Source organism: Paenibacillus sp. FSL M7-0134 (assembly GCF_038007865.1).
GTDB lineage: Bacteria > Bacillota > Bacilli > Paenibacillales > Paenibacillaceae > Paenibacillus > Paenibacillus polymyxa_B.
The window spans coordinates 1,813,894-1,840,069 of record NZ_JBBOXV010000002.1; the positions used below are offsets into that span (position 1 = coordinate 1,813,894).

A 26,176-nucleotide genomic window follows, 5' to 3' on the forward strand; every position below is an offset into this window, starting at 1 on the left:
TTGTAGAAGAGAGCTGTGTGAACAAAAAAACGAATGTATGTTCGAAAAAATGCTTGGCAAGCGTGTCAAAACAAGGTATTATTAAAGTACAAACAATGAAGGATGTGAGTTTATTGTCAGATCGTCGTGCTGCGCTGGATATGGCGCTCCGTCAAATAGAAAAGCAATTTGGTAAAGGTTCCATTATGAAGTTGGGTGAGTCTACCCACATGCAAGTGGAAACGATCCCCAGTGGTTCGATTGCTTTGGATATTGCGTTAGGAACGGGCGGCTTTCCAAGAGGCCGGGTTATTGAAATATACGGACCGGAATCATCCGGTAAAACGACAGTAGCTCTTCACGCTATCGCAGAGGTGCAAAAAACAGGCGGACAAGCCGCCTTTATCGACGCCGAGCATGCGCTTGATCCGTCGTATGCAAGCAAGCTGGGTGTCAATATTGATGAGTTGTTACTATCGCAACCAGATACAGGAGAGCAGGCGCTTGAGATTGCCGAAGCTCTTGTACGTAGTGGAGCAGTAGACATTGTAGTTGTTGACTCCGTAGCGGCACTTGTGCCCAAGGCAGAGATTGAAGGCGAAATGGGAGATTCCCACGTTGGTCTTCAAGCACGTTTGATGTCTCAGGCATTGCGTAAGCTTTCTGGAGCCATTAATAAGTCGAAAACCATTGCTATTTTTATTAACCAGCTACGTGAAAAAGTAGGTGTTATGTTCGGTAACCCTGAAACAACACCAGGTGGACGTGCCTTGAAGTTTTACTCTACGGTACGTTTGGATGTTCGTCGTATTGAAAGTTTGAAAATGGGTAACGACATTGTGGGTAACCGCACACGTATTAAAGTCGTGAAGAACAAAGTTGCCCCTCCTTTCCGTCAGGCTGAGGTAGATATTATGTACGGTGAGGGCATTTCCAAAGAAGGTAGCCTGATCGATATCGGTACGGAGCATGACATTGTCGACAAGAGCGGAGCCTGGTATTCCTACGAAGGTGAGCGCCTTGGTCAGGGACGTGAGAATGCTAAGCAATTTTTGAAGGAAAATCCGAATATTGCTAGTACGATCGAACAAAAAATTCGGGTGGCCAGCAATCTGATTACGACGGTTGCTCCGCCTACAGAAGAAGAGTTGGCACAGCAAGCGAAGGAAGAACAGGAATTGTTGGAGCTTGAATAAAGCTCGGTGAATCCTGGTTTGTGAACTGGGGCCAGGGTTATGGCACCGTCCGTTTGAATAGCATGATTCTGATGCCCTGCACAGTTGTGCAGGGCATTTTTGCATCAACTAGAGTCTGCTTTGTCAGTGGAATCTAACTTTTGCGTAGCAGGTGTTCAAAGGCTGCTTTCGTGAATTTCAAAGTGAGGGAAATATATTGCAGTTGGACGATGAAGATGAATACACTTCGGAAGCAAATAAGCAACAAGGGATTTCTCTTTTTCCGGATCATGAGGAATTGATGATTACTAGGGTAGAGCAGGGACAGGGACGCAAACATGGAAGGTATATCATACATTTTGGTCCTTATTCACTGTCTGTATTAGAAGATGTAATGATCAAGTACAATATGTTCAAAGGAACGTCATTTGATAAAAAAGAACTGGAAGATATCGTTCTGGCAGATGAAAAGCAACAGGCTTATGTACTTGCGCTTCGCTATTTGGGGCGAAAGCCTCGCACACGTCAGGAAATTGCCCAGCGTTTAGCGCAAAAAGAACTGGATCAGTCTGTTATTGACGAAGTAATGGTCCGACTCCATAGGGAACAACTCGTAGATGATGATTTATACGCCCGTCAATGGGCAAGGCAGCGCATAACAAGCCAACGTAAGGGGAAGATGTGGGTTAGGCAAGAACTTCGTCAGAAGGGCATCTCTAAAGCCTCTATTGGCGAAGCGTTAGGTGAGATCACCGATAATGAGGAGTGGGAGAGCGCTTTGACGGTCGGACGTAAGAAATGGAATCAGGTACGTGGTGATATAATGGAGAAAAAAAGGAAAACATACCCTTTTCTCATGAGACGCGGATATTCGGGGGATATGACACGCCGTGTAGTCAATCATCTCACTGCGACCGAGCATGACGCTGCTTCAGATGACGAGGAATTGTTGCAGTGGGAGGAATAGTTGCCAAACGGCTGCTGAACCTTTGGCTAGTATGAACGGATAGGATGAGCTAGTTATTACATGGAAAGCTGCATGGTAGTCTACTAATGTTTGCATTCCCTTGACAATGCCATTTGTCAAATAATAAAATATATATGAAACGATACTTGTGGAACGCCCTTTTTCCTTCCAAAAAAGCGGAATCCACGGTGAGTTCTCATCGCCAAATAACAAGTGATGCCGCTATGCCAGGCGGAATTGTACATGTGAAAGCATGTGCATATGAAATGAAACGACCTTGTGTCGTTGTCTTAGTTTGACGATCAAAGTAAATGTGACAATTGCAAAAAGTCCCAAGGAATGCCTTGGAGGAACCAACGGGGAGGTGAACAGTATGATGACTGCGATCTGGTTCGTTCTCGTTGCTGTAGCCGCGTTATTCTTTGGGTTCGGGATTGGTTATTTTATTCGCAAATCTATTGCAGAAGCTAAGATCTCCAGTGCGGAAGAAGCTGCCGCGCAAATCGTGGAGAACGCGAAAAAAGAGGCAGAAGCGCTGAAGAAGGAAACGGTATTGGAAGCGAAAGATGAAATCCACCGCATCCGTGCCGAAGCTGAAAAAGAAACTCGTGAACGTCGCAATGAAATTCAACGACAGGAACGAAGATTGCTGCAAAAAGAAGAATCGCTGGATAAAAAATTGGAATCGCTGGAACGCAAAGAAGAACAAGTGGCCAACAAAGAGAAACGAATCGATGAAACCCAGCAGCAAATTGATTTGATTTACAAGAGTCAGGTAACTGAGTTGGAACGTATTTCCAATCTGACGATGGAGGATGCAAGAAGTATTATTCTGACCAACGTAGAGCAGGAAGTTCGTCATGAAACAGCTCAGATGATTAAAGAAATTGAACAGCAGGCCAAAGAAGAAGCGGACAAAAAGTCTCGTGAAATCATCACACTGGCCATCCAACGCTGTGCGGCAGATCATGTAGCAGAAACGACGGTTTCTGTTGTCACATTGCCGAACGAAGAAATGAAAGGCCGGATCATCGGGCGCGAAGGCCGTAATATCCGTGCACTTGAAACCCTTACAGGAATTGACCTCATTATTGATGATACGCCGGAAGCTGTTATTTTGTCTGGATTTGATCCGATTCGTAGAGAGATTGCGCGTACTGCGCTTGAAAAGCTCGTAGCGGACGGACGGATACATCCGGCTCGTATTGAAGAGATGGTGGAAAAATCCCGTAAAGAGGTGGACGAACGAATCCGTGAGTATGGTGAACAGGCCACCTTTGAGGTGGGCGTGCATAGCTTGCATCCAGATTTGATCAAGATCTTGGGACGTCTCAAGTTCCGTACAAGTTACGGACAGAACGTATTGAAGCACTCGATGGAAGTTGCATACTTGACAGGTCTGATGGCCGGGGAACTGGGCGAAGACGTTGTACTGGCAAGACGGGCAGGATTGCTGCATGACATCGGGAAGGCGCTGGATCATGAAGTGGAAGGATCGCACGTTGAAATTGGCGTGGAGCTGGCGAAGAAGTACAAGGAACACCCGGTCGTCATCAACAGCATTGCCTCACATCACGGCGACTGCGAAGCGACTTCAGTGATCGCCATGCTGGTTGGGGCGGCAGATGCCCTGTCAGCAGCAAGACCGGGAGCGCGGCGTGAAACGCTAGAGACGTACATCCGTCGTCTTGAGAAGCTGGAACGCATCTCCGAATCTTTTGAAGGCGTTGAAAAATCATACGCGATTCAAGCCGGACGCGAAGTTCGTGTCATGGTACAGCCAGAGAAAATTGATGATGCGGAAGCATTCCGACTGGCCCGCGATATTACGAAAACGATTGAGAATGAACTGGACTATCCGGGACATATCAAGGTTACCGTCATACGCGAGACCCGTGCGGTAGAATACGCAAAATAAAAGCATTTCAATGAAAAGTGGCCGCTGCTTGTAGGGCCACTTTTCATTATGTAAGGCAGACTAGGGAGGGCTTTCTATCAACGTATTATTTATTGGAGACATCGTCGGCAGTGTAGGCAGAAAGGCACTGAGGGAGAATCTCCCTTCGCTAAAATCAAAATACAACCCGCATGTTATTATTGTGAACGGAGAAAATGCGGCTTCGGGAAGAGGAATTACCCCAGCCATCGCCAGAGAGTTTTTTGATTGGGGCGTTCATGGGATTACGATGGGAAATCATACTTGGGACAATAAGGAAATATTTGATTTTATAGATGATGAGCCGCGGATCATCCGCCCGGCTAACTTTCCACCAGGAACACCAGGACGGGGTTATACCGTTGTAAAAGGTGGAGGTAAGGAGCTGGCTATTGTTAATCTGCAAGGTAGAACTTTTTTGCCAGCTATTGACGATCCATTCCGTGCAGCAGATGAAATTGTCGATGAGCTGCGCAAAAAACATAAACATATCCTAGTTGATTTCCACGCCGAAGCAACCTCGGAAAAAATCGCTATGGGTTGGCATTTGGATGGACGTGCTTCAATCGTGGTAGGTACGCACACACATGTACAGAGCAATGACGATACGATTTTGCCACAAGGAACTGCGTATCAGACAGATGCGGGAATGGTAGGTCCTTATGAGGGAGTGCTTGGGATGCAGAAAGAGGCTGTGTTACAGAAATTCCAGACCCAGCTTCCAGTACGTTTTCAAGTGGACATGGGCAAATGGCATTTTCATGCCATCAGCGTAGAGCTGAATGATAACGATGGAAAAGCCCGCAAAATTCAGAAAATCAGACTCAAAGAAGATGAATGGCGGATGGATTAACCTTTTTGTGAGCTACTTAAGGAAAGAATAAGGAAAACTGTCACCAAAAAGCAGGAATTTTTTGCTGACCCTCGAATAACATCTAATAGTGGAATCAAACCATCATCATTCCCAGGGGAGGTACTTACTATGGATGTATTAAAAGTATCAGCAAAATCCAATCCCAATTCAGTTGCAGGCGCACTCGCAGGAGTACTGCGTGAACGCGGAAATGCAGAATTACAGGCGATTGGAGCGGGTGCACTAAACCAAGCCATTAAAGCGGTAGCCATTGCCCGGGGATTTGTCGCACCAAGCGGAGTGGATTTGATTTGTATTCCTGCTTTTACAGACATTGTTATTGATGGAGAAGATCGGACTGCGATCAAATTGATTGTAGAGCCAAGATAATAAATGTAAGTTGCCTGAGCCTGTTTACGATTTGTAAACGGGCTTTTTTGCTTTGTGAGTCTGTTACTATGATTTTTAAAATAAATTTGTGATGCTTCAATCTCTAAATGGAGGTAAGATGCATGAATGATAAGCTAAAAGTGAATTGGCCAGTTGTTGACTTTCATTGTGATGTGTTATGTAAAATGCAGCTCGATGCGCAGATCGATTTCAGTCATCCATCGCTTGATGTCACAAAAGAACGTTTGCTAGAAGGTAACGTGCGGTTGCAAACATTTGCTATATATATTTCTCAGGTATTGGGCACGCCAAGATTTGAGCATGTGATTCGTCAAATTGAGCTGTTCAGGCAGCATGTTACCTCTATCTCAGGTGGGTTGAGACCATTGCTGTGGAAGGAAGACTTGGTAATGTGTAAAAATACGTCCGCAGTGCATCAGGAGGAGCAAGTAAAGCAGGCAGGAAAAGAGAAGCGCATGGAAAAGATAACGTATGTGGATGGTAATGGGACGGATCATACATGGGCACCTTGGGCTTTGCTCTCACTGGAGGGGGTAGATGCGCTGGAAGGGAACCCGTTTTATGCAGAATTGTGCTATGCCATGGGAATACGATTGATTGGACTGACATGGAATTATGCGAACTGGGCAGCTGACGGCATTATGGAACATAGAGGTGGCGGGCTGAGTAGCAAGGGGCGCGATTTGGTCAATCGCTGTAATGACCTGGGACTGCTGCTAGATGTATCGCATTTGTCGGTACAGGGCTTCTGGGAGGTGCTAGAGGAGGCCACTCTACCGCCCATTGCTTCGCATTCGAATGCCTTTGCGAAGTGTGCTCATCCTCGAAATCTACGGGATGAACAGATTTGTGCACTGATCGCTCGTAACGGACGGATTGGTTTGACCTTCGTCACAATGTTTCTCAAAGAGCAGGGCATGGTAACTGCTGAGGATCTGCTACCACACATTGAGCATATTTGTTCATTAGGCGGCGAAAGGCATTTGATGTTTGGCTCTGATTTTGACGGTATCGAGCACCATGTGCAAGGGCTGGAGCATTCGGGGAAATATCCGATTTTTGCAGAACTGCTGCTGAAGCATTACCCTGAGGAGCTGGTCAAGGGATGGCTGGGAGGACATGCGCTGGAATACTTGCAAACGAATCTGCCTTCCAAAATTTCTTCTTAAATAGCTATTTATAGAGGGAATTTTTAGCTGCGAACACTCTTGACAAAGCGAGAAGGATTACGAAATAATTGGAGCATCTTAGAATTGCATGGTGCTAAAATAACATTTGCAGAAATACGGCAGACGTTGGAGCGAGACTGACGGGTCACCATGCTGCACCGCCATATCAGAGGGGGCTCCATTACATAATGTTGATAAAAAAGGTTACCTGGCTTGAGCTCTTTTATGACTTGTTGTTCGTAGCTGCTGTCTCCAAGGCCACTCATGTTTTGCTACATGTTGAGCATGGTAGTATCTCATGGGAACATATGGAAAAGTTTATTATGATTTTTATCCCAATATGGTGGGCTTGGGTGGGGCAAACGGTCTACAACAATCGTTTTGGGCAAGACAGTATAACACATCGAATTTTTATGATCCTGCAATTGTTTTTCGTGTTGATCATGACCGCCAGCCTGAATATAGATTTTGATGCGTATTATGTATCTTTTTTTGTTGGCTATATTGGGTTAAGAGGTTTGACTGTCGTTCAATATTTACTTTCGGCACCCAAAGAAACGGCTCATAAACAGGAAACAGCTCGTTTTTTCGGAATTTATTTTTGGATTGGAATAGTCATTTCTAGTTTCTCCCTCTTCTTTGATTCTTGGGTTCGATATTTGATTTTATATACAGGTATAGCTATTGATATCCTCGTTCCTTTGATTGGCCGTAAAAAGTTGGTGATCACACCTATCCATACGGAGCATCTTTTAGAACGCTTTGCACAGTTCACCTTAATTTTGCTTGGCGAATCTGTGATAAGTATGCTTTCTGTTTTACAATCCGATCATTTTACGGTTTCTTCTATTGTATTTGCTGCTTTGGCTTTTGTATTAGTCATCGCAATCTGGTGGCAATATTTTGAGAATATGGAGAAGCGCGTAGATAAATCAAAACAATCAGCAGGACAGACTATTATTTATGGTCATTTGTTTATTTATCTTTCCCTTAGCATGCTAGCTGCTTCGATTCAGCTCTTGTTTTTGGGACAAGTAGACTATATCTTTGTGCTTTGCTTTACCTTTGCTTCTGTTTTTATTTACTTTTTGTCGGTTTTGCTGGTATTTCATCAGTACAGATTAAGTCATCTGAAACCTCGTCTCAGAGTCATTTTTTTCTTAACTGGAATACTCTGTGTCCTGTTTATTCTTAATATATTTGTTGTCGTTCCCCCTCATCTCATCGTAGCTGAAATCATGCTTTTCTTTCTCTTGTTCGCTAAAACGACGGTTTGATCCGATTTCTATGGACGATATTTAACGCTGATTAGGGCGAAAAAGGGAACTTTATACGCTCTCCTTTTCTTTCTTGGCAAAATAGGAGTATAATAGCATGGATGTGTAAAGTATTGTATAGAGAAAAAGGAGTGACCACACGATGAGTAAAATCGTACCTGTCGGCGTTTCAGCCCGTCATATTCACCTGACTCAAGAGCATATTGAAATTTTGTTCGGAGCAGGCTATCAATTAACTGAATTTAAACCTTTGTCCCAAACAGGACAATTTGCCGCAAATGAAACGGTAGCTGTAATTGGTTCTAAGGGTCAATTTGATAAGGTTCGCATTTTGGGACCTGCTCGTCCCGCATCCCAATTGGAAATCTCTCGCACTGATTCCTTTGCTATTGGTGTAAAAGCACCTGTACGCGAATCTGGTAGCATTGATGGTACACCAGGAATCACGGTAAAAGGACCCGCTGGTGAAGTGGAACTGCAAGAAGGCGTGATTGTAGCAGCCCGCCATATTCATTTCCATACATCTGATGCAGCTAAATGGGACATTAAGGACAAGCAGTTGCTGAAAGTACGTGTCGGCGGCGAACGTGGCCTTGTATTTGAAAATGTTCTTGCACGTGTGTCCGATTCTTTTGCTTTGGATATGCACATTGATACAGATGAAGCGAACGGAGCCGGTGTGAAAAACGGTGACAACGCTGAAATCGTAGACTAATATACACGTATTTAAATGCCGGAAGGCTTAAAGAGTCCGATTCTTGCAAAAGAATCGGGCTTTTTACATACTATATAATTCACAAATACTTCACTAATGTACAAAAAGAACATGAGTTCACATTGCACTCAATGGTATCTGCGGCTGATCTATGGCGATGGCCTATAAATCATGCTATAATTTAGTGTAATGCCTTTTTTAAAGGTTTTTTAGAACTAAAATAAATTTACCAAGCCTAAAGATACAGTAAAATCACAAATTAGCTCGTGAAATAGATGGTGTAAGGAGTGACTAAGGAATGGAAAAGAAAACAAAAGATTACTCCAAATATTTTGATTTCTCGGATGCGAAGATTATTTCTGAAGATGAGCATAGCAAAAAGATCCGTATTCGCGGACGTGAAATCAACATTATGGCGGAGCCGAACCATAGAAAAGAAAAGCAACGCGGTAAAGAGGATGTACAGGTATTATATGATAACGCAGTCCCGGATGAGCTAAAGCATATCGGTGAGGGAAAGCATTATATCGTATACACATTCGGTTGCCAAATGAACGAGCATGATTCCGAAACCATAAAAGGCTTGCTGGAGCAAATGGGCTACCAGGCAACCGAGGATCGGAATGAAGCAGACATCATTTTACTGAACACTTGTGCTATCCGTGAAAATGCGGAGGATAAAGTGTTTGGCGAGCTGGGTCACCTCAAGCATCTCAAAACAGAAAAGCCAGGACTGCTGCTCGGCGTGTGTGGCTGCATGTCACAAGAAGAGAATGTCGTTAACCGGATTATGCAAAAACACGGTTTTGTCGATATGATTTTTGGTACCCACAATATTCATCGTCTGCCTCAGCTCGTCAAGGAAGCACTCTTTAGCAAAGAAATGGTGGTCGAAGTGTGGTCTAAGGAAGGCGACATTATCGAAAACCTGCCGAAGAAGCGCGAGGGTATGCGGGCTTGGGTGAACATTATGTACGGTTGTGATAAATTTTGCACCTATTGCATTGTTCCCTTTACACGTGGTAAGGAAAGAAGCCGCCGTCCAGAGGATGTTATCGCTGAAGTACGGGATTTGGCACGTCAAGGCTTTAAAGAAATCACCTTACTGGGGCAAAATGTTAACGCTTATGGCAAGGATTTGAAAGATTTGAATTACAGATTCGGGGATCTGATGGATGATATGCGCAAAATTAATATCCCGCGTGTACGTTTTACGACATCACATCCACGTGATTTTGATGACCATTTGGTTGAAGTGCTTGGTAAGGGTGGCAATTTGGTGGAGCATATCCATCTGCCTGTTCAATCCGGTAATACGGATATATTGAAGAAAATGAACCGAAAATATACCCGTGAGCGTGTTCTGGAACTGGCTGCGAAGATTAAAACAGCTGTTCCGCATGTTTCTCTGACAACAGATATCATCGTAGGTTTCCCGGGCGAAACAGACGAGCAGTTTGAAGATACTCTATCTTTGGTGCGCGAGGTCGGCTATGACTTTGCCTACACATTTATTTATTCACCACGTGAAGGTACGCCAGCTGCTTCGATGGAAGATAATGTGCCTATGTCGGTTAAAAAAGAGCGTCTCCGGCGTCTGAACATTGCTGTGAACCAAAACAGCCTTCGCTTTAATAGTCGATTGCGTGGCGAAGTGGTTGAAGTGCTGGTGGAAGGCGAGAGCAAAAATGACAGCAAAGTGCTTGCCGGTCGGACCCGTTCCAATAAGCTTGTACATTTTGAGGGCTCTAAGGATCTGATTGGTTCCTTTGTTCAAGTGAAAATTACGGAACCTATGACCTTTTACATCAAAGGTGATCTGGTTGAAACGGCTGTAGCAGTTAACGGATAAAAGAATATTCTAGCGGGTTGCATGCGGTCTGAGTAAAGGGCTGTGTGCAAGGCCGTCTAAGTGAGAAAAGGAGCGATGGACAATGACAGAGGAGCGGTTGCAACAAACAGAACTTCAATCGGCGGCGCGCCAGCATGATCATTTGGTCAATCGCGAAATGATATTGGCAAAAGCCAAAGAATTGGCAGGTATTTTGGGTAGCAGTGAGGAAGTACAGGTATTCCGAAAAGCAGAAGAAAAGATTCAGGATCATGGGCGCATCCAGCAACTGATTGCAACGATGAAAAAGAAGCAAAAGGAAATTGTAGCATTTGAATCCTTGAAGAATCAAAAAATGATTGCCAAAATAGAGGCCGAACTTCAGGAGCTACAGGAAGAGCTTGACGGTATTCCAATTGTAACGGAGTTTCAGCAGAGTCAGGTGGAAATTAATGAGCTACTGCAAATGGTGATTATGGCGATCCGTGATACCGTTGCTGAGAAGGTAAACGTAGAAGAGGGAAAAAGCACTTCCTCGTCGAATTGCAGTGATTAGAATGAAATCTATGGTGTGGAGGCGTAGCTTCCACGCCTTTTTTTCGAAAGCATTTTGCCAACGTATATGGTTATAGGACTTCAAGAGAAATGGGACAACATAGAAGGGATGGAAGCAAGGTAATGGATAAGTTGGGTAAGATGCTAGAGGGAGAGAATAATACTTTTTGGGAGTATTTAGGGTGTGAACTGATTGCAGCTGATGCAAACGAGGTACAGATCGCTTTGGAGGCCAAACAAGAGCATACCAATGTGATGGGTATTGTCCATGGGGGTGTACTTACTTCATTGATGGATCAGGCGATGGGGATGGTCAGTATGGCTTCACGAAATATGGATCCATGTGTAACGACGAACCTGAATGTTCATTTCTTGTCACCCATGAGGCAAGGACGACTGGAGGTTAGGGCGCGAATTCTTCATCAAGGAGGTCGCACGATAACCACTGAGGCGGAAGTAAGAGATAGTGAAGGCACACTCGGTTCTACATCTACAGCAACCTTCCGAGTATTACGTACACAAGCAAGTGATTCAGGTAAGGCCTGACACTTGACAAAAATTTTTATTATGTCATAATGAATTTATCAAAACGATATAATATGGTGATGCCAATGGATAGCAATCGTATAAACGAAGAGGCGCAAAAGGCGTCGTACAACATTAAGAAATACCGTACCCCGGATGGAGCTCCGGCGGATATCGTTATGTTTACCTTAACGAAGCGGGAGCGCAAGACGGTAACAAAGACATTGCCGATTCGTGAGCTGAAAGTGATGCTCATCAAGCGCCGCAGTTGGCCTTTTGCAGGACGCTGGGCGTTGCCTGGAGGGTTTTGTCAGGAAGATGAATCCATGTATGGAGCTGCCAAGCGGGAGCTGTTAGAGGAAACGGGTGTGGACGGCGGGCATCTGGAGTATTTGGGTGTATATAGTGGACCGGGACGTGATCCGCGCGGGTGGATCATATCGCATGCGTTTTTTGCGCTAGTAGAAGAATGGATGTTGGAACAGCGTCAGGCGGCCGATGATGCTTCCGAGGTTGGGCTATTCACGATCCGCGAAGCGTTGGAGGAATTGGAGCTGGCATTCGATCACCGGGATATCATTGTAGATGCTTATCGCAAAATTCAGTTGCAGATGCTTCAGACGACGATAGCCAAGCAGTTTTTACCGCTACATTTTACACTGGGTGAATTATATCAGGTGATTCAGAGTGTCGTACCGGATTTCGAAGAGCCAAACTTTATTCGCAAAATAACATCGACTCGTAGCAGGCAGGGAATACTGGAAGAGGTGCGTGATGAGAATGGCAAACCGCTCAGTTCCAACCAGTATTCACAAAGACCGGCACAGTTGTACCGTTTTAGTGACAGAGTACCGCGTTTATCTATCTACACGTAACGCCTAATGTAATAGGTTACGCATAGAACGTACAATATCACTTTGAGGATAAGGAGCTGACCGTACGATGCAGGCACTAATTGTTATTGATTACACGAAAGATTTTGTGGACGGTAGTTTGCCTGTAGGACAACCTGCGATTGAGTTGGATGAACGGATCGCAGCAATTACGCAGGCATATGTGGATCAAGGGGACTTTGTTGTCATGGCTGTGGATTTGCATGAGGAGAACGACCTTTATCATCCGGAGAGCAAGCTGTTTCCTCCACATAATATACGTGGAACCAACGGACGACATTTGTATGGCAAGCTACGTAGCCTTTATGAGCAACAAAGTGATCTTATCTACTGGTTGGATAAAACACGGTACAGTGCTTTTGCGGGCACAGATCTGGAGCTCAGGCTGCGTGAACGTGGTGTTCTGGAAGTTCATCTAATTGGTGTGTGTACAGATATATGTGTGCTGCATACGGCTGTAGATGCTTATAACAAAGGTTTTGCTATTACTGTATACAAGGACGCTGTGGCGAGCTTTAATCAAGCTGGACATGATTGGGCTTTGGGTCATTTTGAGGGAAGTCTTGGAGCTTCGGTACGGTCGGCTGAGGATACGGTTTTACGTCAGAAGAAGTAAAATAACTTAACGATTGTGCACCAATGTCCGATAACAAAATGGAGCCGGATATTGCTGAATCTGGGCAGATGAGGCGGTACGCTGCCACAAACCTGGGGACAGTCAGAGAGGATGATTACGATGCAGTCAACGAGCCTCGCATTACATACAGATAAATATCAGATTAATATGATGTACGCCCATTGGGTGAACGGAAGTCATCAGCGTAAAGCTGTGTTCGAGGCGTATTTCCGTAAACTCCCTTTTGGTAATGGATACGCCGTGTTCGCTGGTCTGGAACGCATTGTGAATTATATTGCAAATTTGCGGTTTACAGAAGAGGACATTCGCTACCTGTCTGAACAGGAGGAGAATTACGATCCCATGTTCATGGAGGCGCTGCGCCAGTTTAAGTTTGGTGGAACAGTCCATTCGATGAAAGAAGGGGCACTTGTTTTTCCAAACGAGCCTCTGGTACGTGTCGAAGGAACGATTATGGAAACGCAGCTTGTCGAGACGGCATTACTGAATTTTATGAACTATCAGACACTCATTGCGACAAAGGCATCGCGCATCAAGCAGGTGGCAAGTGACGATACACTGCTCGAATTTGGAACACGGCGTGCGCAGGAAGCAGATGCGGCGATTTGGGGAGCACGAGCAGCTTATGTGGCAGGTTTTGACGCGACTTCTAATATGCTGGCAGGCGAGCACTTTGGAATCCCGACGAAGGGAACACATGCCCATTCATGGGTGCAGACCTTTATGACGGAGCAGGAGGCGTTTGACGTGTATGCGAAGGTTTTACCAGACCAGGTTACACTGTTGGTAGACACCTTTGACACGCTGGAAAGTGGTGTTCCTCATGCGATTCGGACAGCAAAAATGCTGGAGAGTCAGGGCAAGCGTATGAATGCAATCCGTCTGGATAGCGGTGACTTGGCTTATCTATCCATTCAGGCGCGGGAAATGCTCGATGCTGAAGGCTTAGATTACGTACAAATCGTAGCTTCCAATGATTTGGACGAAAATACGATTTTTAACCTGAAAGCCCAAGGGGCACGTATTGATGTATGGGGTGTAGGAACACAGCTTATTACGGCTTCAGATCAACCTTCGCTTGGCGGGGTGTACAAGCTGGTTGAGCGTGAAGTGGATGGCGAAATGTTGCCGACGATTAAGATCTCGGGTAACCCAGAAAAAGTATCCACACCAGGCAAGAAGGATGTATATCGCATTGTGGATAAGAAAAAAGGGAGAGCTGTGGCCGATTATATTTCTTTCCCGGATGAAGAGCGTCCGCGTAATGGTAAGCGCCTGAAGCTGTTTAACCCTTTGCATCCGTATATGAAGAAGTATGTAGAAAATTATGAAGCCGTACCAATGCTTGAGCCTATTTTTATAAATGGACAGAAGGTATATGAGCTTCCTGAGCTGGATGAAATTCGTGCCTACCATACTTCACAGTTGAAACTGTTTTGGCCAGAATATTTGCGGAAGCTGAACCCTGAAATTTATCGTGTAAATCTGAGCGAGAAGGTATGGGAGCTGAAGCAAAAGCTGATCGATAGCTATATGCAGCCCGAAGTTGAAGAAAAAGAATAGTTGGAAGAGGCACCTCATGAATATATGGGTGCCTTTTTGTGTCGCGGCATGTAGGAAATAGGAGCTTATTTATAAATTTCTCTCATCACATGTCGTAGCTCAGGGACAATAATGCGTTCCATTGCCAAACGAACGGCTCCACGTGAGCCAGGCATAGAAAATACAGCTGTCTGGCCCACAGTGCCAGCTACAGCCCGGCTTAAGATAGCTGCTGAACCAATGTCCTCAGCAAAGCTTAAATAACGGAAGATTTCTCCAAAGCCAGGTAGTTCCTTATCCAGTAGAGAGGAGACGGCTTCATATGTAGTATCACGTGGAGAAATACCGGTACCGCCTGTCAAAAGTACAGCCTCGATTTCATCCTGTGCCGCTGCTTCGGATACTAACTGCTGAATACCTTCGTAGTCATCTTTGACGATGACATATCGAACAACCTTATATCCATTGGTTTCTAGTAGATCCATGAGCAGTCTTCCCCCAGTATCTGTTTCCACGGTGCGGGTGTCCGAGACAGTCACGACCATGCAATTAACCTGTTGCGGGGATTCCTGTCGATGCTCCTCTACAGAAGACATATTCATTGAAATGCTCACTCCTTGATCGGTGGTTAGACATACACTTTTTACAATAGAGCAATGACTGAGTGTATGCAAGTCAGAAACAGGGGCTAAAAATCCATGTGATTAATATCCTTGCACTTGCACACTGGAATATAGTACACTTCCTTACATAAGTCGGGATTACTTTGTTTTTATTTTATTGAAAGCGCGCACATCAAATGATTAATCTTAAGGGTCAGCGGGTAATAGTACACAGCAGGGTCAACAACTGGGAGGTAATGTAATATGAATCATTCATACCAACAATGCGTGGATGCTTGCCTGGAATGTATGAACGCTTGCAATGTATGTTACGTAGCGAGTTTGAAGGAATATGATTTAGCTATGCTGCGTGAATGTATTCGAGTGAGTAGGGAATGTGCAGAAATATGCGGATTTGCTGCTCAAATGCTGCAGCGTGGAACGGATTTTGCCGAGCAAATCTGTGAGCTGTGCGCCAAGGCCTGTGAGGTATGTGCTGCTGAATGCAGCAAGCATTCCCATGATCACTGCAAGCATTGTGCAGAAGCCTGCCGTCGTTGCGTTCAGGCGTGCCGCCAGTTGGTGGCAGTGTAATTACATATATGGAACTAGTGCCTGAAGAGGAAATAATAGGTTGCTTTCTACTGAATAGGTTTGTATAATGATTGGAATTAACGTCATGGAACGGGAGAGTAGCAGCGGAGCCGTATCATTACAGCGAGCCGGAAGAGGTGTAAGCCGGTATGAGGTCCGATGTGAAGCGCACCCGGGAGACGGTTGATCCAACGAGCAGAACTTCTAGTAGATCAGCCCGGCAGACACCGTTATTAGTCATTGGAGTGAAATCGCGATTTGTGTAAGTTAGCTGTAACTACACAACCGATTTACGAAGAGTGGTACCGCGGGGATATTAAAGTTCTCGTCTCTTGAATTATTTCAAGAGGCGGGGGCTTTTTTTGTTAGATTCTATAAAAAGAGGAGAGAGATCATGTTGATGAGGATTGCTGCTCAAGCGATATTGGCCCATACGGGCTTGGAGGAGAAAGAAATTTTATTTTTATTTGAGGTGCCTCCGCAGCCTGAATGGGGAGATGTGGCGTTTCCCTGTTTTGTGCTGGCCAAAAAGTTTCGAAAGTCTCCACAGCACATTGCACTAGAATTGGCGGAGCTAGTGAATCATGAAGAAGGTTTAACTGCTTCAGCATCGGGTGCCTATGTAAATATAACATTGGATCGATCTGTTCATATTCCACTTATGCTTGCTGAATTGAGCAAGGCCGATTTCCTCAGGCCCAATATCGGGCACGGACAGCGGGTAGTTATTGATATGTCCTCGCCCAATATTGCCAAACCGTTTGGTATCGGTCATCTTCGCTCTACTGTTATCGGTGCTGCCTTGTATCGTATTCTTGGTGAAACCGGATATGTTCCAATTAGTGTGAATCATCTTGGGGATTGGGGAACACAGTTTGGCAAGCAAATTGCGGCCTATAAAAGATGGGGAAATGAGGAGCAGCTACAACATGATCCGATTGGTGAATCGCTGAAGCTATATGTTCGTTTTCATCAGGAGGCCGAGCATAATCCGACTTTGGAGGATGAAGGCCGCGAGTGGTTCCGACGTTTGGAGCATGGGGATGCTGAGGCTCAACAACTATGGGAGTTTTTTGTTGAAGTTAGTCTGGGTGAATTTGATCGTATGTACCAGCGTCTGAACATTACATTTGACCGTGTGCTGGGAGAAAGTTTTTACAATGATAAGATGCAGGCAGTTGTTGCTCAATTAAGAGCAAAAGGATTGCTGGAGGAAAGTGATGGCGCGCTCGTGGTTCGTCTGGAAGATGAAGAACTACCTCCGTGTCTTATTCTAAAAAAGGATGGGACCACCATTTATCCGACACGTGATCTGGCAACAGCGATTTATCGTCATGAAGTGATGAAGGCTGATCGGTTGCTGTACGTCGTTGGTGGAGAACAGAAGTTGCATTTCCAGCAGGTGTTTGCGGTGCTGAAGCATGCAGGGGAGGCTTGGGCGGAGCAATGTGAGCATGTGCCGTTTGGATTAATGCGGTTTGCGGGTAAGAAAATGTCCACAAGACGCGGAAAAGTTGTCAAACTGGAGGAGGTGCTGGATGAAGCTATAGCGCGTGCTCAAGCCATCATTACTCAGAAGAACCCCGATTTGCAGGAACAACAGGCAGTAGCTGAGGACGTTGGTATCGGGGCGATTATTTTTGGTGATTTAAAAAACAACCGGCTGAATGAAGTGGATTTTTCGTTGGAGGAGGCGCTGACCTTTGAAGGCGAGACCGGGCCTTATGTGCAGTATACTCATGCGCGCATACGCAGCCTTCTGGAGAAAGCTCACGCTCGCGTCGATGTTGATAATACCAATTCTAGCGACAACGCCCTTGTCCAAGATAGCCATTCTCGTGATTTGAATGACGTATCGGATGGAATGTTGGGTGACACAGGTTGGGCGCTGCTTAAGCAGTTGGATCGCTATCACGGACAACTGATACGTGCGGTTCGCCAACTGGAGCCTTCGGTAATTGCGAGATTTGCATTGGATACGGCCCAGGCGTTTAACCGTTTTTACGCCAAGGAAAGGATTGTCGATGGTGGACAGTGGCGTATTCAGTTGGCGGAACAAACTGCCGATATTCTGGCATGCGCGCTGCAACTTCTTGGTCTGAAAGCACCGAATCGGATGTAAGCAAAGCGAACAAAGGGGAGCGAGTTTTTGCTGGCGGGATGACTGCTACCCAGACCTGGCTCTTCCAAAGGAATACTGTAAAAAATAAATCGGTTACAGGCACTTTTGGGTATGTATAAAGATTGTGAGCAGAAAAGAGTTAGACGGGTACACTAAACGCAGGTATTCCACTGTTTTGCAACCAATTTGTGCATATTTGAAACATTTGATGCTTTTATTGCGTCGGTAAGTGTAGAAGCAAAGTAAACATGGAGGTGTATCTCATGAAAAAGAACAAAAGCGTGACAGCTGCCCTGCTTGTCATCTGCTCATTGGCAGTAGCTACGTCGGCCTCTGCTTTTCGTGATATAAAGGGAGCTGAACAGGAGAAGATCGTAAACTCACTTCAGGACAAAGGAATTATTCAAGGAATAACCAAGGATAAATTTGCACCGGATCAAACGCTCACGTATGCACAAGGAGTACACTTGGTTGTTCGTGCAATGGATCTTCAGGTAATGCCTGATTTCACAACGGGTTCCTTTGCAAACATTCCGGCTTCTGCATGGTATGCCCAGTCCTATCGGATTGCAGCCCAACACCAAATCCCTTTGTCACCAGATATTGATCCAAGCACCCGTATGACAAGAGAACAATTTGCGAATATTCTGTATAAAGCAGTGAGTGCAACGGGTGAATATCCAACTGTCCGTATGTTAATTAATGTAGCGGATGGCAAAAAACTAGACCAGGAATCAAATGCAGCCGTTCAATTCCTGCTATTGACCAAAATTGCAAAATTGGACGAACAGAGCAACTTTAACCCGGATCGTAAAGTAACGCGGATGGAGGCAGCAGAAATGGTCTATAACGCATCCGAATTTGTACAAAGTCATAAAACGGTTGAAGCTACTCCTGAAAATCCGGCTGAGCCTGTAGATCCGGTTCAACAAAATAACATTAGTATGAGTATAGAAAAGGCAAATGACGAGCAGAACAAAGTGACAATCACCCGTCTGCAGGCACCTAATCCAGGTTACGGCATTGAAGTGGATCACATCGACTACGTAGATGATACGAATGCAGTAATTTACTACAAGCTGACTAGTCCAAAGCCAGGGGAAATGAATATTCAGGTCATTACGGATACCCACACAAGCACATTGGTAGACAGCAAGTATAAGGTTACGCTTAAAGCAGTAGATGGAACAGTGCTTCCGCCCACAGGAACAGGCACGTCTGTAGCTAAATAAAATTACGAGCCCTATGTTATAGATATAAATAAAACCAGCGAGCCTCCAATTTGTAGGGGAGACTTGCTGGTTTTTTTCATACCAAATGTTAATCGTTAGCCCTAAGCAATAGGGCTATTCAAGCTTTAAATGCTGACTTTGCTTGCAAGTAGGTCATCTTGCGCAGCATGTGCAGAGGATGAAGCCGAATCTGTTGCAACTGTTCCCGACTGGAGCTGATACATTTGGAAGTAACGACCGCCTTGAGCCATAAGTTCGTCATGGCTGCCCCGTTCAACAATTTCACCCCGATGAAGCACCAAAATTTGGTCCGCACTGCGAATGGTGGACAAACGGTGAGCAATGATAAAGGTCGTACGTCCCTTCTTGAGTACCTCAAGAGCGGATTGGATGAGCGCTTCCGTTTCGGTGTCAATATTGGCAGTAGCTTCATCCAGAATTAAAATTGCGGGATCAAAGGCTAGTGCACGAGCGAAGGAAATAAGCTGGCGTTGCCCGGCTGATAAAGTGCTACCTTTTTCAATAACAGGCTCATCGAATCCTTGCGGCAAATGGGCCAGCAATTTGTCGGCTCCAACGTCATGCAGCGCTTTATTCACCTGTTCTCTCGTGATTCGGCTGTCTTCGAGACTGACATTAGAGGCTACCGTACCTGTAAACAAATATGGATCTTGAAGAACAATACCCATATGATGGCGAAGCCATTGCTTAGGGATGTCTTTGACAGATGTTCCGTCAATGGTGATCGTTCCTTTTTGCGGATCATAGAACCGGAATAGCAGGTTAATAATCGAACTTTTGCCTGATCCGGTATGTCCGACAAGGGCAACTGTTTGCCCGGGCTGTGCAGTAAAGGAAATATGTTTAAGTACATCATCCTTTTTGTAGGCAAAGGAAACGTCGTTAAACTCTACCTGGCCTTTGTAGCGCGGCATCGTGCCGTCCGTCACCGGCTCTCCAGTTTCGTCCATCAACTCAAATACGCGTCCTGAGGATACGATGGAAGTATCCAGTACGGCGAGTTGGTTGACCATACCCGTCATAGGTTGGAACAGTCGACCCAGCACATCGACGAAGGCATACAATACGCCTAGTGAAACAGCACTACCTGTAGTTCCGAGCGCCTCAGATCCGAAATACCACAACACGACGGCAAAGGCGAGATTTCTTAACACGTTGACTAAATTGTGCGAAGTGAAGGCGTTCAAATTCAGCATTTTATTCTGATGCTTCATATAGTCATCATTCAGTTCTTCAAACTCTTGCTGCGTTTGTTTCTGGTGCCGGAACACGCGAATAATGGACATCCCTTGAATCGATTCATTGATAATCGCATTAATTTCACTGAGTCTGGACCGAATGATTGTATTATAGCGGGTGGCGACCTTGCGATACAATATAATCCACAAGATCAATAACGGTACAATAAACAGAGAGATAAGACCCAGTCTGAAGTCTAGCAAAAAGAGTGCAACATATACTCCTGCCATCGTTACAATCCCTGAAGTGAAATTTGAGAGCACAGCCACAAACAAATCTTTGACTGCCTCAGTGTCATTCGTAACACGGGATACGACTTTGCCTGCGGGCAAGTTATCAAAAAAGTAAACTGGCAACCGCTGGATGTGCGCGTAGAGATCAAGCCGAAGCTTTTGAATGACCTTGTTCGCCGAGGATTGCAGCCAGTATGTTTTGCCGAATTCAGCAAAAATGGAAATAATCAGGAAGAAGCAATACCAGCCAATCAGCTGAAAGATACCGGGCATTTCCGGTTTGTAAAAGCTATACAGTTCATCAGCTGTCAGAGCCTTAGCTTCATAGCGAAAGGTGTCGGAGCCGCGTGTCACAGTCAGCGTTCCGTTCGTAAAGGAGCGGTTACCGTCAGCCACTTTAACCGAGCCATCGATAAATACGAAAGATTTCCCAACTTGTAAAATCCTCGCTTCGCGACCTTTGGTCTCCCCGGACTCAAAGCGATCTTCACGCTTAAAGTGGGTTCCAGCATAGCTTACAGTTCCGTCCACACTAGTTGTTTCATAAAATGGTTTTTCAATAGCGAGCATATGGTCGTCAATCATCGTTTTGGCGATGAAGGGACCAGCGAGCTCGGCGGCTACTCCGATAGCCAAAGCGATGAGAGCGGCAATAAAGCCTGCTTTGCTCGTCAGCGCGTACTGGAATAGCCTTTTGCCGATATTAGGTTTCATTAGGATACCTCCCCTGAGGTCAGATCAGATTCCACTTGTTGCCGTTCATACTGTTGTCGGTACCATCCGTCAGCCTGAAGCAGCTCGCTGTGGGTCCCTTCCTCAATAATGCGTCCTTGCTCCAGCACGACGATCCGGTCTGCATGTTCTACAGCAGAGAGGCGGTGGGTGGAGATCAAGGTTGTTTTACCCGAGCGCTTACGTCGGATATTGTCAATAATCCTTGCTTCCGTCCGGGCATCTACTGCAGATAGTGCATCGTCGAGCAATAGAATATCCGGATCACCGATAAAGGCGCGTGCCAGCGAAACACGCTGCTTCTGGCCGCCGGACAGGGCGATACCTTTTTCTCCGACCAGTGTATCCAGCCCATCAGACAAGGTACCTAAATCCTGGTCGAAGGCAGCTGTACGGATAGCTTCCATAATGTCGTCATCATCTGCACGAGGTTTCCCGAACTGAATGTTCTCGCGCACCGATTTGGAAAACAAAATTTGCTCTTGCGGCACGTAGCCGATCCAGCTGTGTAGTTGTTCTACTGCAATGTCCTCCAGACGTATGCCGGAGATTAAAATATCACCGCTACCCGTCGGATATTCATGCAGAAGCTGTTTGAGGAGAGTGGATTTCCCGCTGCCGGTTCTACCGACGACGCCTAGCGTTTCTCCGCGTTTGAGCTCCAGACTCACATGTGACAGATTGTCAATAGTAGAAGTAGGGTAACGGAAGGTAACGTCTTTCATCCTGATGGATTCGAGGCGGTCCACTGGAACAGGTTGAGCTGCATCCTGAACGTCTGGCTGGACATCGAGAGTTTCATTGACCCGGTCCAGGGAAGCGCTACCGCGCTGCATAATGTTAATCAGCTCTCCAATGGCAAACATCGGCCAAATCATCATTCCTAGATACATATTAAAGGAGACCAATTCGCCTAGCGTGATATCGTTATGAAATACCAGATAAATACCATAACCGAGTCCAATGACATAGCTAAGTCCTACACATAAACGAATCGTTGGTTCAAAGAGAGCATCCATCCGAGCGACAGCCAGATTTTTACGAAATACATCGTCGGTAATATCAGCGAAACGCTTTTCGTCCATTCGCTCTTGCACATAGGCGCGAATGACTCGGATGCCTGCTACGGATTCCAACACCTGATCGTTCATATCACCAAATGCATCTTGTGCCAGTGTGTAACGCTCGTGAACGGCTTTACCGTAAATGCTCATAGCCAGTGCAATAAAAGGTAGGGGCAGGATAGCTGCCAGTGTCAACTTCCAACTGATTAGGGTACCCATGGCAACTAATACAACGCTCAGATAGACCGTAGAGTCTGTCAGTGTCAGCATGCCGAAGCCCGCTGTACTTGCTACGGAGCGAAGGTCGTTCGTAGCACGAGCCATCAGATCACCAGTACGATTACGTTCAAAAAATGGAGGGGTCATCCGCAGTAGATGATTCATAAAGCGTGTGCGCAGTAAGCGCTCCACCAGATTGGCACCACCAAACAGCTTGTGCATCCATATGTACGTAATGTAGTAGATGACGGCTAGAATGCCTATGATGTACAAAATATAACGCCAAAGTGAGGACCAGGAAATCGAACCGCGCACAATCTCATCAATGGCACTACCTAGTAGCCGAGGTGGAGCAAGCTCTAGCACACCAACGGCTATCAGCAAAAACAATCCAATGGAGTATCGGCTTCGTTCTCTTTTAAAAAACCAGCTTAAATTTTTAAGTACCGAAAACAAGAGGAATCCCATCCTTTCATGACAAGTTCTTTCGAGAGTTGTGTACCATTTTGAAGAAACAACAGCGACTTGCTACCACAAATATGATCCGGCAACAGGCGCAAAAAAGGCATACCGTCCGCAGACGATATGCCCTAAATCTCAATATCATATGGCGCGCAGGTATTTTCAGCACACTCACCACTGAAAAACTGCTCAAACGCAGGCAGCCACTCGTATTAAACCATACAACGTGAATGGCCCAATTCTGAAGGATGCGACAGGGGAGATGCTCCGGTATGAAGTTGTTGTGTTTGTAGATGTGGGTAAAATGCAATAGGAAATTTTAGCACCGGTAACACTCCTTTCTTCCTCAAAATGGGTTCATTCTAACATGAGTAATCGTTCAAATTGGTAATAAATTTCAAAATGGATCTCGTATGGTTGAATCTTAACACCCTTTTTTGCGAATTGTCAAACCTTTTTCAAAAAAATGTATATGACTTGTCCAAGAATCTCGCTAGGTTGGGACGGTTGGTGGTCATTCTAAAAGATGCTATGATATAGTTGGCAGACGTCATTGTACAAGGAGATGAGCATAACGTATGAGCATACAGGTAACTGAACCTGCGGCACAGTGGTACATTAAGGAGCTTAGTTTGAATCGTGGAGATGCGATCCGTTTTTTTGTTCGCTATAGCTCTGGCGGCGGGTTGCATCCAGGCTTTTCTCTGGGAATTGCCGTAGAGCCTCCGCAGCACCCCGTATTACAGCATGAAGCGGCTGGCATTACGTTTTATATGGAGGACCAGGATTACTGGTATCTGAAGGGCCATCATCTGGAAGTTAAGTATTTGGAGGAACATGATGACATTATTTACACCTATGTTGAGGATGGACAAGCTTAGCGCTCTACTGTCAATCATAGCGTGCAAATAGTTGTTCTTGGACAAGAAAAGCGGTGGAGTATCGTGTTACAGGAGATGAACCTGTACATGATGCTCCGCCGCTTTTTTGTGGTTAAGGCGGGTATGTCGTATGTTAAGGGTTGTTAAGTATCGGGCCATCGAGTGCAAAATCAAAATCATCAATGTCGTACACATGTACAGGTACGGAAGCTTCGATAATGCGGTGGATCCAGTCCAATTGATCTGTCAGAATAGGTAATGATTCACGTTGAGCTGTCAACACCAGTTCAGTCTCAATTGGATCAAAATATTCTCCGTAATGCGCAGTATCAACAGCATTAATGATAATGAGTGATGTATTGGCATCGAATAGAATAGGCAAGCTCTTGGCCCAAGGCATCTGAAGGGCACGCCGAATTTTCTTCTGATTCAACGGTTCCTCAAAATAACTGATCAACTCGCTTACCTTCCGCTTCACATGTTGATCGTCCATAGGATTATCCATGAGCGGCTCTGTGCTATCCTGGAATTCGTATAGCTCTAGCAGTGATGTGTATGGCACTATATATTCCACAGGGGCGGGAGATGTAAGTAGTTGGCCGTATATAGCCACCATTACAGCTTCCGTTACAAATTGTCGAGACATCGGTCAAGCCTCCTGCATTTACCAAATTATGCGATATGAGTATACCACAAAGCGGGACTGAATTCAGCCCGACATGCAGATTGCTATCATTTATTCCTATATTTGTTGTACGAATTTAGCTGCGGCCGATTAACAAGGAAAGCAATCCGGCAGCAATCAGAGGTCCAACAGGAACTCCTTTAAAGAAGGCAACGCCAATGACGGTCCCGATCAGTAAACCTGTCACAATAATGGGCTGTCCAGACATCAAAGTTACTCCGCGGCCGCCAAGATAGGCTACCAAAATTCCGATACCAATCGCGAGCAGTGATTTCCAGTGCAGGAAAGACTCCATCACCTGATTGATACTGATTTTACCGCTGGCTAGCGGGGTCATGACCCCAATCGTCAAAATAATAATTCCGATTGTCAGGCCATACCTTTCAAGCCAGGGGAAAGCAGAATGAAAGCTGGTTACCCGCAGCAGCAGTAATACAACCATGGCAATAGTCACGGTAGAGTTGCCACTAACAATCCCAAGACCAGCCAATACCAGTAAGATAAGTGAGCTGTAATCCATACAGATGTTCTCCTTCGTTTATTTAGCTTTGGATATGTTCGGCGATTTGTCGCCCGTGCCAGCGGCCTGTTTCAATAAACACTTCATTGGCATTGCTGCCTGAAGCGATGACCCCAGCGACATATATACCTGGGATGTTCGTTTCCATCGTGGCAGGATTAAATTCTGGTTTGTCCAGATCCTCAGCCATGTGGACGCCAACAGACTCCAGTAGTTTTCGTTCCGGGTGAAATCCAGTCAGTGCCAGTACAAAATCATTTTCGAGCCGGAATGCTTCAGTGTCCAGCGGAGTGACTACGACATGGTCTGGATGAATTTCGGTAATGCGTGCGCCTAAGTGCAGCGTGATCTTCCCTTTTTGTACCATACTGTCAAACAGTGGACGAACCCACGGCTTGATGTATTGGGACAACTCGCTTCGACGATATACCATATCAATCGTAGCTCCGACCCGCACCAATTCCATTGCAGCATCTACCGCAGAGTTACTGCCACCGATGACTGCGACCCGGGTTCCTGTATAGGGATGGGCTTCGCTGAAATAGTGCGTGACTTTATCCAATTGTTCCCCAGGAATGCCCAAATAGTTCGGATGATCAAAATATCCTGTAGCCACAACGACATAGCGTGACGAATACGTTTTGGTTATTTCCCCTTTGCTCAGGGTATGTACGGTAAATGTACCGTCATCCTGGCGATGAATGGACTGGGCCTCCTCATAATGCTGAATGTTCAAGTTATAATGAGTGGCTACCTTACGATAGTACGCCAGTGCTTCATGACGAAAAGGTTTATCATTAGGGGTGCTGAATGGAACATCACCGATTTCCAGTAGTTCGGCGGTGCTAAAAAACTGCATGTTGGTCGGATACAGAAAAATGGAGTGAACGATGTTGCTTTTTTCAATAATGACAGTTTGCAAACCTCTGCGGCTGCATTCGATTGCAGCGGATAGTCCGCAGGGTCCGCCACCGATAATGATTACGTCGTACATTTGGATGAACCTCCAGTTGTATTGGTTTATTACGCCTGTTTTGTAGGGTTAACATTATTTTGACGATTAAAAACGGATCTCAGGATTGAAGCAAATAGCTCAGTATGTGAG

Annotated in this window: 25 protein-coding genes and 1 other annotated feature; of the genes, 19 read left to right on the forward strand and 6 right to left on the reverse strand. The window is 45.5% G+C overall.

All coding sequences use genetic code 11. The features are described from left to right. Positions 1-113 precede the first annotated feature (113 nt). The 14 genes from recA to NSQ58_RS24040 all read left to right on the forward strand — a co-directional run bounded on the left by recA (position 114) and on the right by NSQ58_RS24040 (position 14,486). Entirely contained in the window at positions 114-1,175 is a 1,062-nt protein-coding gene (gene recA / locus NSQ58_RS23975) for a recombinase RecA (protein WP_023988239.1), read from the forward strand. 196 nt (positions 1,176-1,371) lie between these two features. After that, the gene (locus tag NSQ58_RS23980; protein WP_028542702.1) at positions 1,372-2,121 is read left to right on the forward strand and encodes a regulatory protein RecX; all 750 of its coding nucleotides are present in this window, start codon (positions 1,372-1,374) and stop codon (positions 2,119-2,121) included. A gap of 373 nt (positions 2,122-2,494) precedes the next feature. Next, complete coding sequence (gene rny, locus NSQ58_RS23985; protein WP_013309958.1) at positions 2,495-4,039, forward strand: ribonuclease Y; 1,545 nt, start codon at positions 2,495-2,497, stop codon at positions 4,037-4,039. Between the two features lie 76 nt (positions 4,040-4,115). After that, on the forward strand, positions 4,116-4,910 hold the full coding sequence (locus NSQ58_RS23990) for a TIGR00282 family metallophosphoesterase (protein ID WP_013309959.1): 795 nt from the start codon (positions 4,116-4,118) through the stop codon (positions 4,908-4,910). 129 nt (positions 4,911-5,039) lie between these two features. Further along, positions 5,040-5,300, forward strand: a complete 261-nt coding sequence (locus NSQ58_RS23995; protein WP_007430104.1) for a stage V sporulation protein S — start codon at positions 5,040-5,042, stop codon at positions 5,298-5,300. A 122-nt stretch (positions 5,301-5,422) separates the two neighbouring features. Continuing rightward, complete coding sequence (locus NSQ58_RS24000) at positions 5,423-6,490, forward strand: dipeptidase (protein WP_028542701.1); 1,068 nt, start codon at positions 5,423-5,425, stop codon at positions 6,488-6,490. A gap of 188 nt (positions 6,491-6,678) precedes the next feature. Then, a complete protein-coding gene (locus NSQ58_RS24005) occupies positions 6,679-7,767 on the forward strand; it encodes a low temperature requirement protein A (RefSeq protein WP_028542700.1) in 1,089 nt (362 codons plus the stop codon). Positions 7,768-7,909: 142 nt separating this feature from the next. After that, positions 7,910-8,482 (forward strand): phosphate propanoyltransferase, encoded by a 573-nt coding sequence (gene pduL / locus NSQ58_RS24010; protein ID WP_023988243.1) that lies wholly within the window; start codon positions 7,910-7,912, stop codon positions 8,480-8,482. Between the two features lie 298 nt (positions 8,483-8,780). After that, on the forward strand, positions 8,781-10,334 hold the full coding sequence (gene miaB / locus NSQ58_RS24015) for a tRNA (N6-isopentenyl adenosine(37)-C2)-methylthiotransferase MiaB (RefSeq protein WP_341058320.1): 1,554 nt from the start codon (positions 8,781-8,783) through the stop codon (positions 10,332-10,334). An 82-nt stretch (positions 10,335-10,416) separates the two neighbouring features. Further along, positions 10,417-10,869, forward strand: a complete 453-nt coding sequence (locus NSQ58_RS24020; protein ID WP_023988245.1) for a RicAFT regulatory complex protein RicA family protein — start codon at positions 10,417-10,419, stop codon at positions 10,867-10,869. 122 nt (positions 10,870-10,991) lie between these two features. Further along, positions 10,992-11,414, forward strand: a complete 423-nt coding sequence (locus NSQ58_RS24025; RefSeq protein ID WP_023988246.1) for a PaaI family thioesterase — start codon at positions 10,992-10,994, stop codon at positions 11,412-11,414. A 65-nt stretch (positions 11,415-11,479) separates the two neighbouring features. Then, the gene (locus NSQ58_RS24030) at positions 11,480-12,268 is read left to right on the forward strand and encodes an NUDIX domain-containing protein (RefSeq protein ID WP_023988247.1); all 789 of its coding nucleotides are present in this window, start codon (positions 11,480-11,482) and stop codon (positions 12,266-12,268) included. Positions 12,269-12,335: 67 nt separating this feature from the next. Further along, positions 12,336-12,902: a cysteine hydrolase family protein gene (locus tag NSQ58_RS24035; RefSeq protein WP_028542699.1), complete on the forward strand. Its 567-nt coding sequence runs from the start codon at positions 12,336-12,338 to the stop codon at positions 12,900-12,902. A 120-nt stretch (positions 12,903-13,022) separates the two neighbouring features. Next, positions 13,023-14,486 carry a nicotinate phosphoribosyltransferase gene (locus NSQ58_RS24040; RefSeq protein WP_028542698.1) on the forward strand — a complete coding sequence of 488 codons (1,464 nt, stop codon included), beginning with the start codon at positions 13,023-13,025 and terminating at the stop codon, positions 14,484-14,486. Between the two features lie 65 nt (positions 14,487-14,551). Here the strand turns inward: NSQ58_RS24040 and NSQ58_RS24045 are convergent, their stop codons facing one another. Beyond that, positions 14,552-15,067 (reverse strand): MogA/MoaB family molybdenum cofactor biosynthesis protein, encoded by a 516-nt coding sequence (locus tag NSQ58_RS24045; RefSeq protein WP_023988250.1) that lies wholly within the window; start codon positions 15,065-15,067, stop codon positions 14,552-14,554. Positions 15,068-15,331: 264 nt separating this feature from the next. Between NSQ58_RS24045 and NSQ58_RS24050 the strand changes: the two genes are divergently transcribed. From NSQ58_RS24050 to NSQ58_RS24060, 3 genes are all read left to right on the forward strand, one after another. Then, the gene (locus tag NSQ58_RS24050; protein ID WP_023988251.1) at positions 15,332-15,661 is read left to right on the forward strand and encodes a four-helix bundle copper-binding protein; all 330 of its coding nucleotides are present in this window, start codon (positions 15,332-15,334) and stop codon (positions 15,659-15,661) included. 77 nt (positions 15,662-15,738) lie between these two features. Next, positions 15,739-15,997, forward strand: a binding site (T-box leader). Positions 15,998-16,055: 58 nt separating this feature from the next. Further along, the gene (argS, locus tag NSQ58_RS24055; protein ID WP_076294872.1) at positions 16,056-17,783 is read left to right on the forward strand and encodes an arginine--tRNA ligase; all 1,728 of its coding nucleotides are present in this window, start codon (positions 16,056-16,058) and stop codon (positions 17,781-17,783) included. A 263-nt stretch (positions 17,784-18,046) separates the two neighbouring features. Continuing rightward, on the forward strand, positions 18,047-19,015 hold the full coding sequence (locus NSQ58_RS24060) for an S-layer homology domain-containing protein (protein WP_053325275.1): 969 nt from the start codon (positions 18,047-18,049) through the stop codon (positions 19,013-19,015). Between the two features lie 125 nt (positions 19,016-19,140). On the opposite strand, the gene NSQ58_RS24065 is transcribed toward NSQ58_RS24060, so the two are convergent. Together NSQ58_RS24065 and NSQ58_RS24070 are read right to left on the reverse strand one after the other, a co-directional pair. Next, the gene (locus tag NSQ58_RS24065) at positions 19,141-21,222 is read right to left on the reverse strand and encodes an ABC transporter ATP-binding protein (RefSeq protein ID WP_028542695.1); all 2,082 of its coding nucleotides are present in this window, start codon (positions 21,220-21,222) and stop codon (positions 19,141-19,143) included. Next, complete coding sequence (locus NSQ58_RS24070) at positions 21,222-22,979, reverse strand: ABC transporter ATP-binding protein (RefSeq protein WP_023988255.1); 1,758 nt, start codon at positions 22,977-22,979, stop codon at positions 21,222-21,224. Before NSQ58_RS24070 ends, NSQ58_RS24065 begins: the two co-directional genes overlap by 1 nt. Positions 22,980-23,029: 50 nt before the next feature. On the opposite strand from NSQ58_RS24070, the gene NSQ58_RS24075 reads away from it, so the two are divergent. Then, the gene (locus tag NSQ58_RS24075) at positions 23,030-23,215 is read left to right on the forward strand and encodes a hypothetical protein (RefSeq protein ID WP_226887697.1); all 186 of its coding nucleotides are present in this window, start codon (positions 23,030-23,032) and stop codon (positions 23,213-23,215) included. Between the two features lie 348 nt (positions 23,216-23,563). Then, on the forward strand, positions 23,564-23,866 hold the full coding sequence (locus NSQ58_RS24080; protein WP_068940673.1) for a HesB/YadR/YfhF family protein: 303 nt from the start codon (positions 23,564-23,566) through the stop codon (positions 23,864-23,866). A 133-nt stretch (positions 23,867-23,999) separates the two neighbouring features. On the opposite strand, the gene NSQ58_RS24085 is transcribed toward NSQ58_RS24080, so the two are convergent. The 3 genes from NSQ58_RS24085 to NSQ58_RS24095 form a co-directional block, all read right to left on the reverse strand. Further along, a complete protein-coding gene (locus tag NSQ58_RS24085; protein WP_023988256.1) occupies positions 24,000-24,512 on the reverse strand; it encodes a hypothetical protein in 513 nt (170 codons plus the stop codon). A gap of 115 nt (positions 24,513-24,627) precedes the next feature. Beyond that, entirely contained in the window at positions 24,628-25,071 is a 444-nt protein-coding gene (locus NSQ58_RS24090; RefSeq protein WP_013309978.1) for a DUF441 domain-containing protein, read from the reverse strand. Positions 25,072-25,093: 22 nt separating this feature from the next. Further along, positions 25,094-26,065: a YpdA family putative bacillithiol disulfide reductase gene (locus NSQ58_RS24095; RefSeq protein ID WP_023988257.1), complete on the reverse strand. Its 972-nt coding sequence runs from the start codon at positions 26,063-26,065 to the stop codon at positions 25,094-25,096. Between the last annotated feature and the right edge of the window lie 111 nt (positions 26,066-26,176).

Bases quoted from the DNA above. Each gene is read 5' to 3' on its own strand.
- rny (WP_013309958.1), top strand. From the start codon at position 2,495: ATGATGACTGCGATCTGGTTCGTTCTCGTTGCTGTAGCCGCGTTATTC.
- NSQ58_RS23995 (WP_007430104.1), top strand. From the start codon at position 5,040: ATGGATGTATTAAAAGTATCAGCAAAATCCAATCCCAATTCAGTTGCA.
- NSQ58_RS24000 (WP_028542701.1), top strand. From the start codon at position 5,423: ATGAATGATAAGCTAAAAGTGAATTGGCCAGTTGTTGACTTTCATTGT.
- NSQ58_RS24005 (WP_028542700.1), top strand. From the start codon at position 6,679: ATGTTGATAAAAAAGGTTACCTGGCTTGAGCTCTTTTATGACTTGTTG.
- pduL (WP_023988243.1), top strand. From the start codon at position 7,910: ATGAGTAAAATCGTACCTGTCGGCGTTTCAGCCCGTCATATTCACCTG.
- miaB (WP_341058320.1), top strand. From the start codon at position 8,781: ATGGAAAAGAAAACAAAAGATTACTCCAAATATTTTGATTTCTCGGAT.
- NSQ58_RS24020 (WP_023988245.1), top strand. From the start codon at position 10,417: ATGACAGAGGAGCGGTTGCAACAAACAGAACTTCAATCGGCGGCGCGC.
- NSQ58_RS24025 (WP_023988246.1), top strand. From the start codon at position 10,992: ATGGATAAGTTGGGTAAGATGCTAGAGGGAGAGAATAATACTTTTTGG.
- NSQ58_RS24030 (WP_023988247.1), top strand. From the start codon at position 11,480: ATGGATAGCAATCGTATAAACGAAGAGGCGCAAAAGGCGTCGTACAAC.
- NSQ58_RS24035 (WP_028542699.1), top strand. From the start codon at position 12,336: ATGCAGGCACTAATTGTTATTGATTACACGAAAGATTTTGTGGACGGT.
- NSQ58_RS24040 (WP_028542698.1), top strand. From the start codon at position 13,023: ATGCAGTCAACGAGCCTCGCATTACATACAGATAAATATCAGATTAAT.
- NSQ58_RS24045 (WP_023988250.1), bottom strand. From the start codon at position 15,067: ATGAATATGTCTTCTGTAGAGGAGCATCGACAGGAATCCCCGCAACAG.
- NSQ58_RS24050 (WP_023988251.1), top strand. From the start codon at position 15,332: ATGAATCATTCATACCAACAATGCGTGGATGCTTGCCTGGAATGTATG.
- argS (WP_076294872.1), top strand. From the start codon at position 16,056: ATGTTGATGAGGATTGCTGCTCAAGCGATATTGGCCCATACGGGCTTG.
- NSQ58_RS24060 (WP_053325275.1), top strand. From the start codon at position 18,047: ATGAAAAAGAACAAAAGCGTGACAGCTGCCCTGCTTGTCATCTGCTCA.
- NSQ58_RS24065 (WP_028542695.1), bottom strand. From the start codon at position 21,222: ATGAAACCTAATATCGGCAAAAGGCTATTCCAGTACGCGCTGACGAGC.
- NSQ58_RS24080 (WP_068940673.1), top strand. From the start codon at position 23,564: ATGAGCATACAGGTAACTGAACCTGCGGCACAGTGGTACATTAAGGAG.
- NSQ58_RS24085 (WP_023988256.1), bottom strand. From the start codon at position 24,512: ATGTCTCGACAATTTGTAACGGAAGCTGTAATGGTGGCTATATACGGC.
- NSQ58_RS24090 (WP_013309978.1), bottom strand. From the start codon at position 25,071: ATGGATTACAGCTCACTTATCTTACTGGTATTGGCTGGTCTTGGGATT.
- NSQ58_RS24095 (WP_023988257.1), bottom strand. From the start codon at position 26,065: ATGTACGACGTAATCATTATCGGTGGCGGACCCTGCGGACTATCCGCT.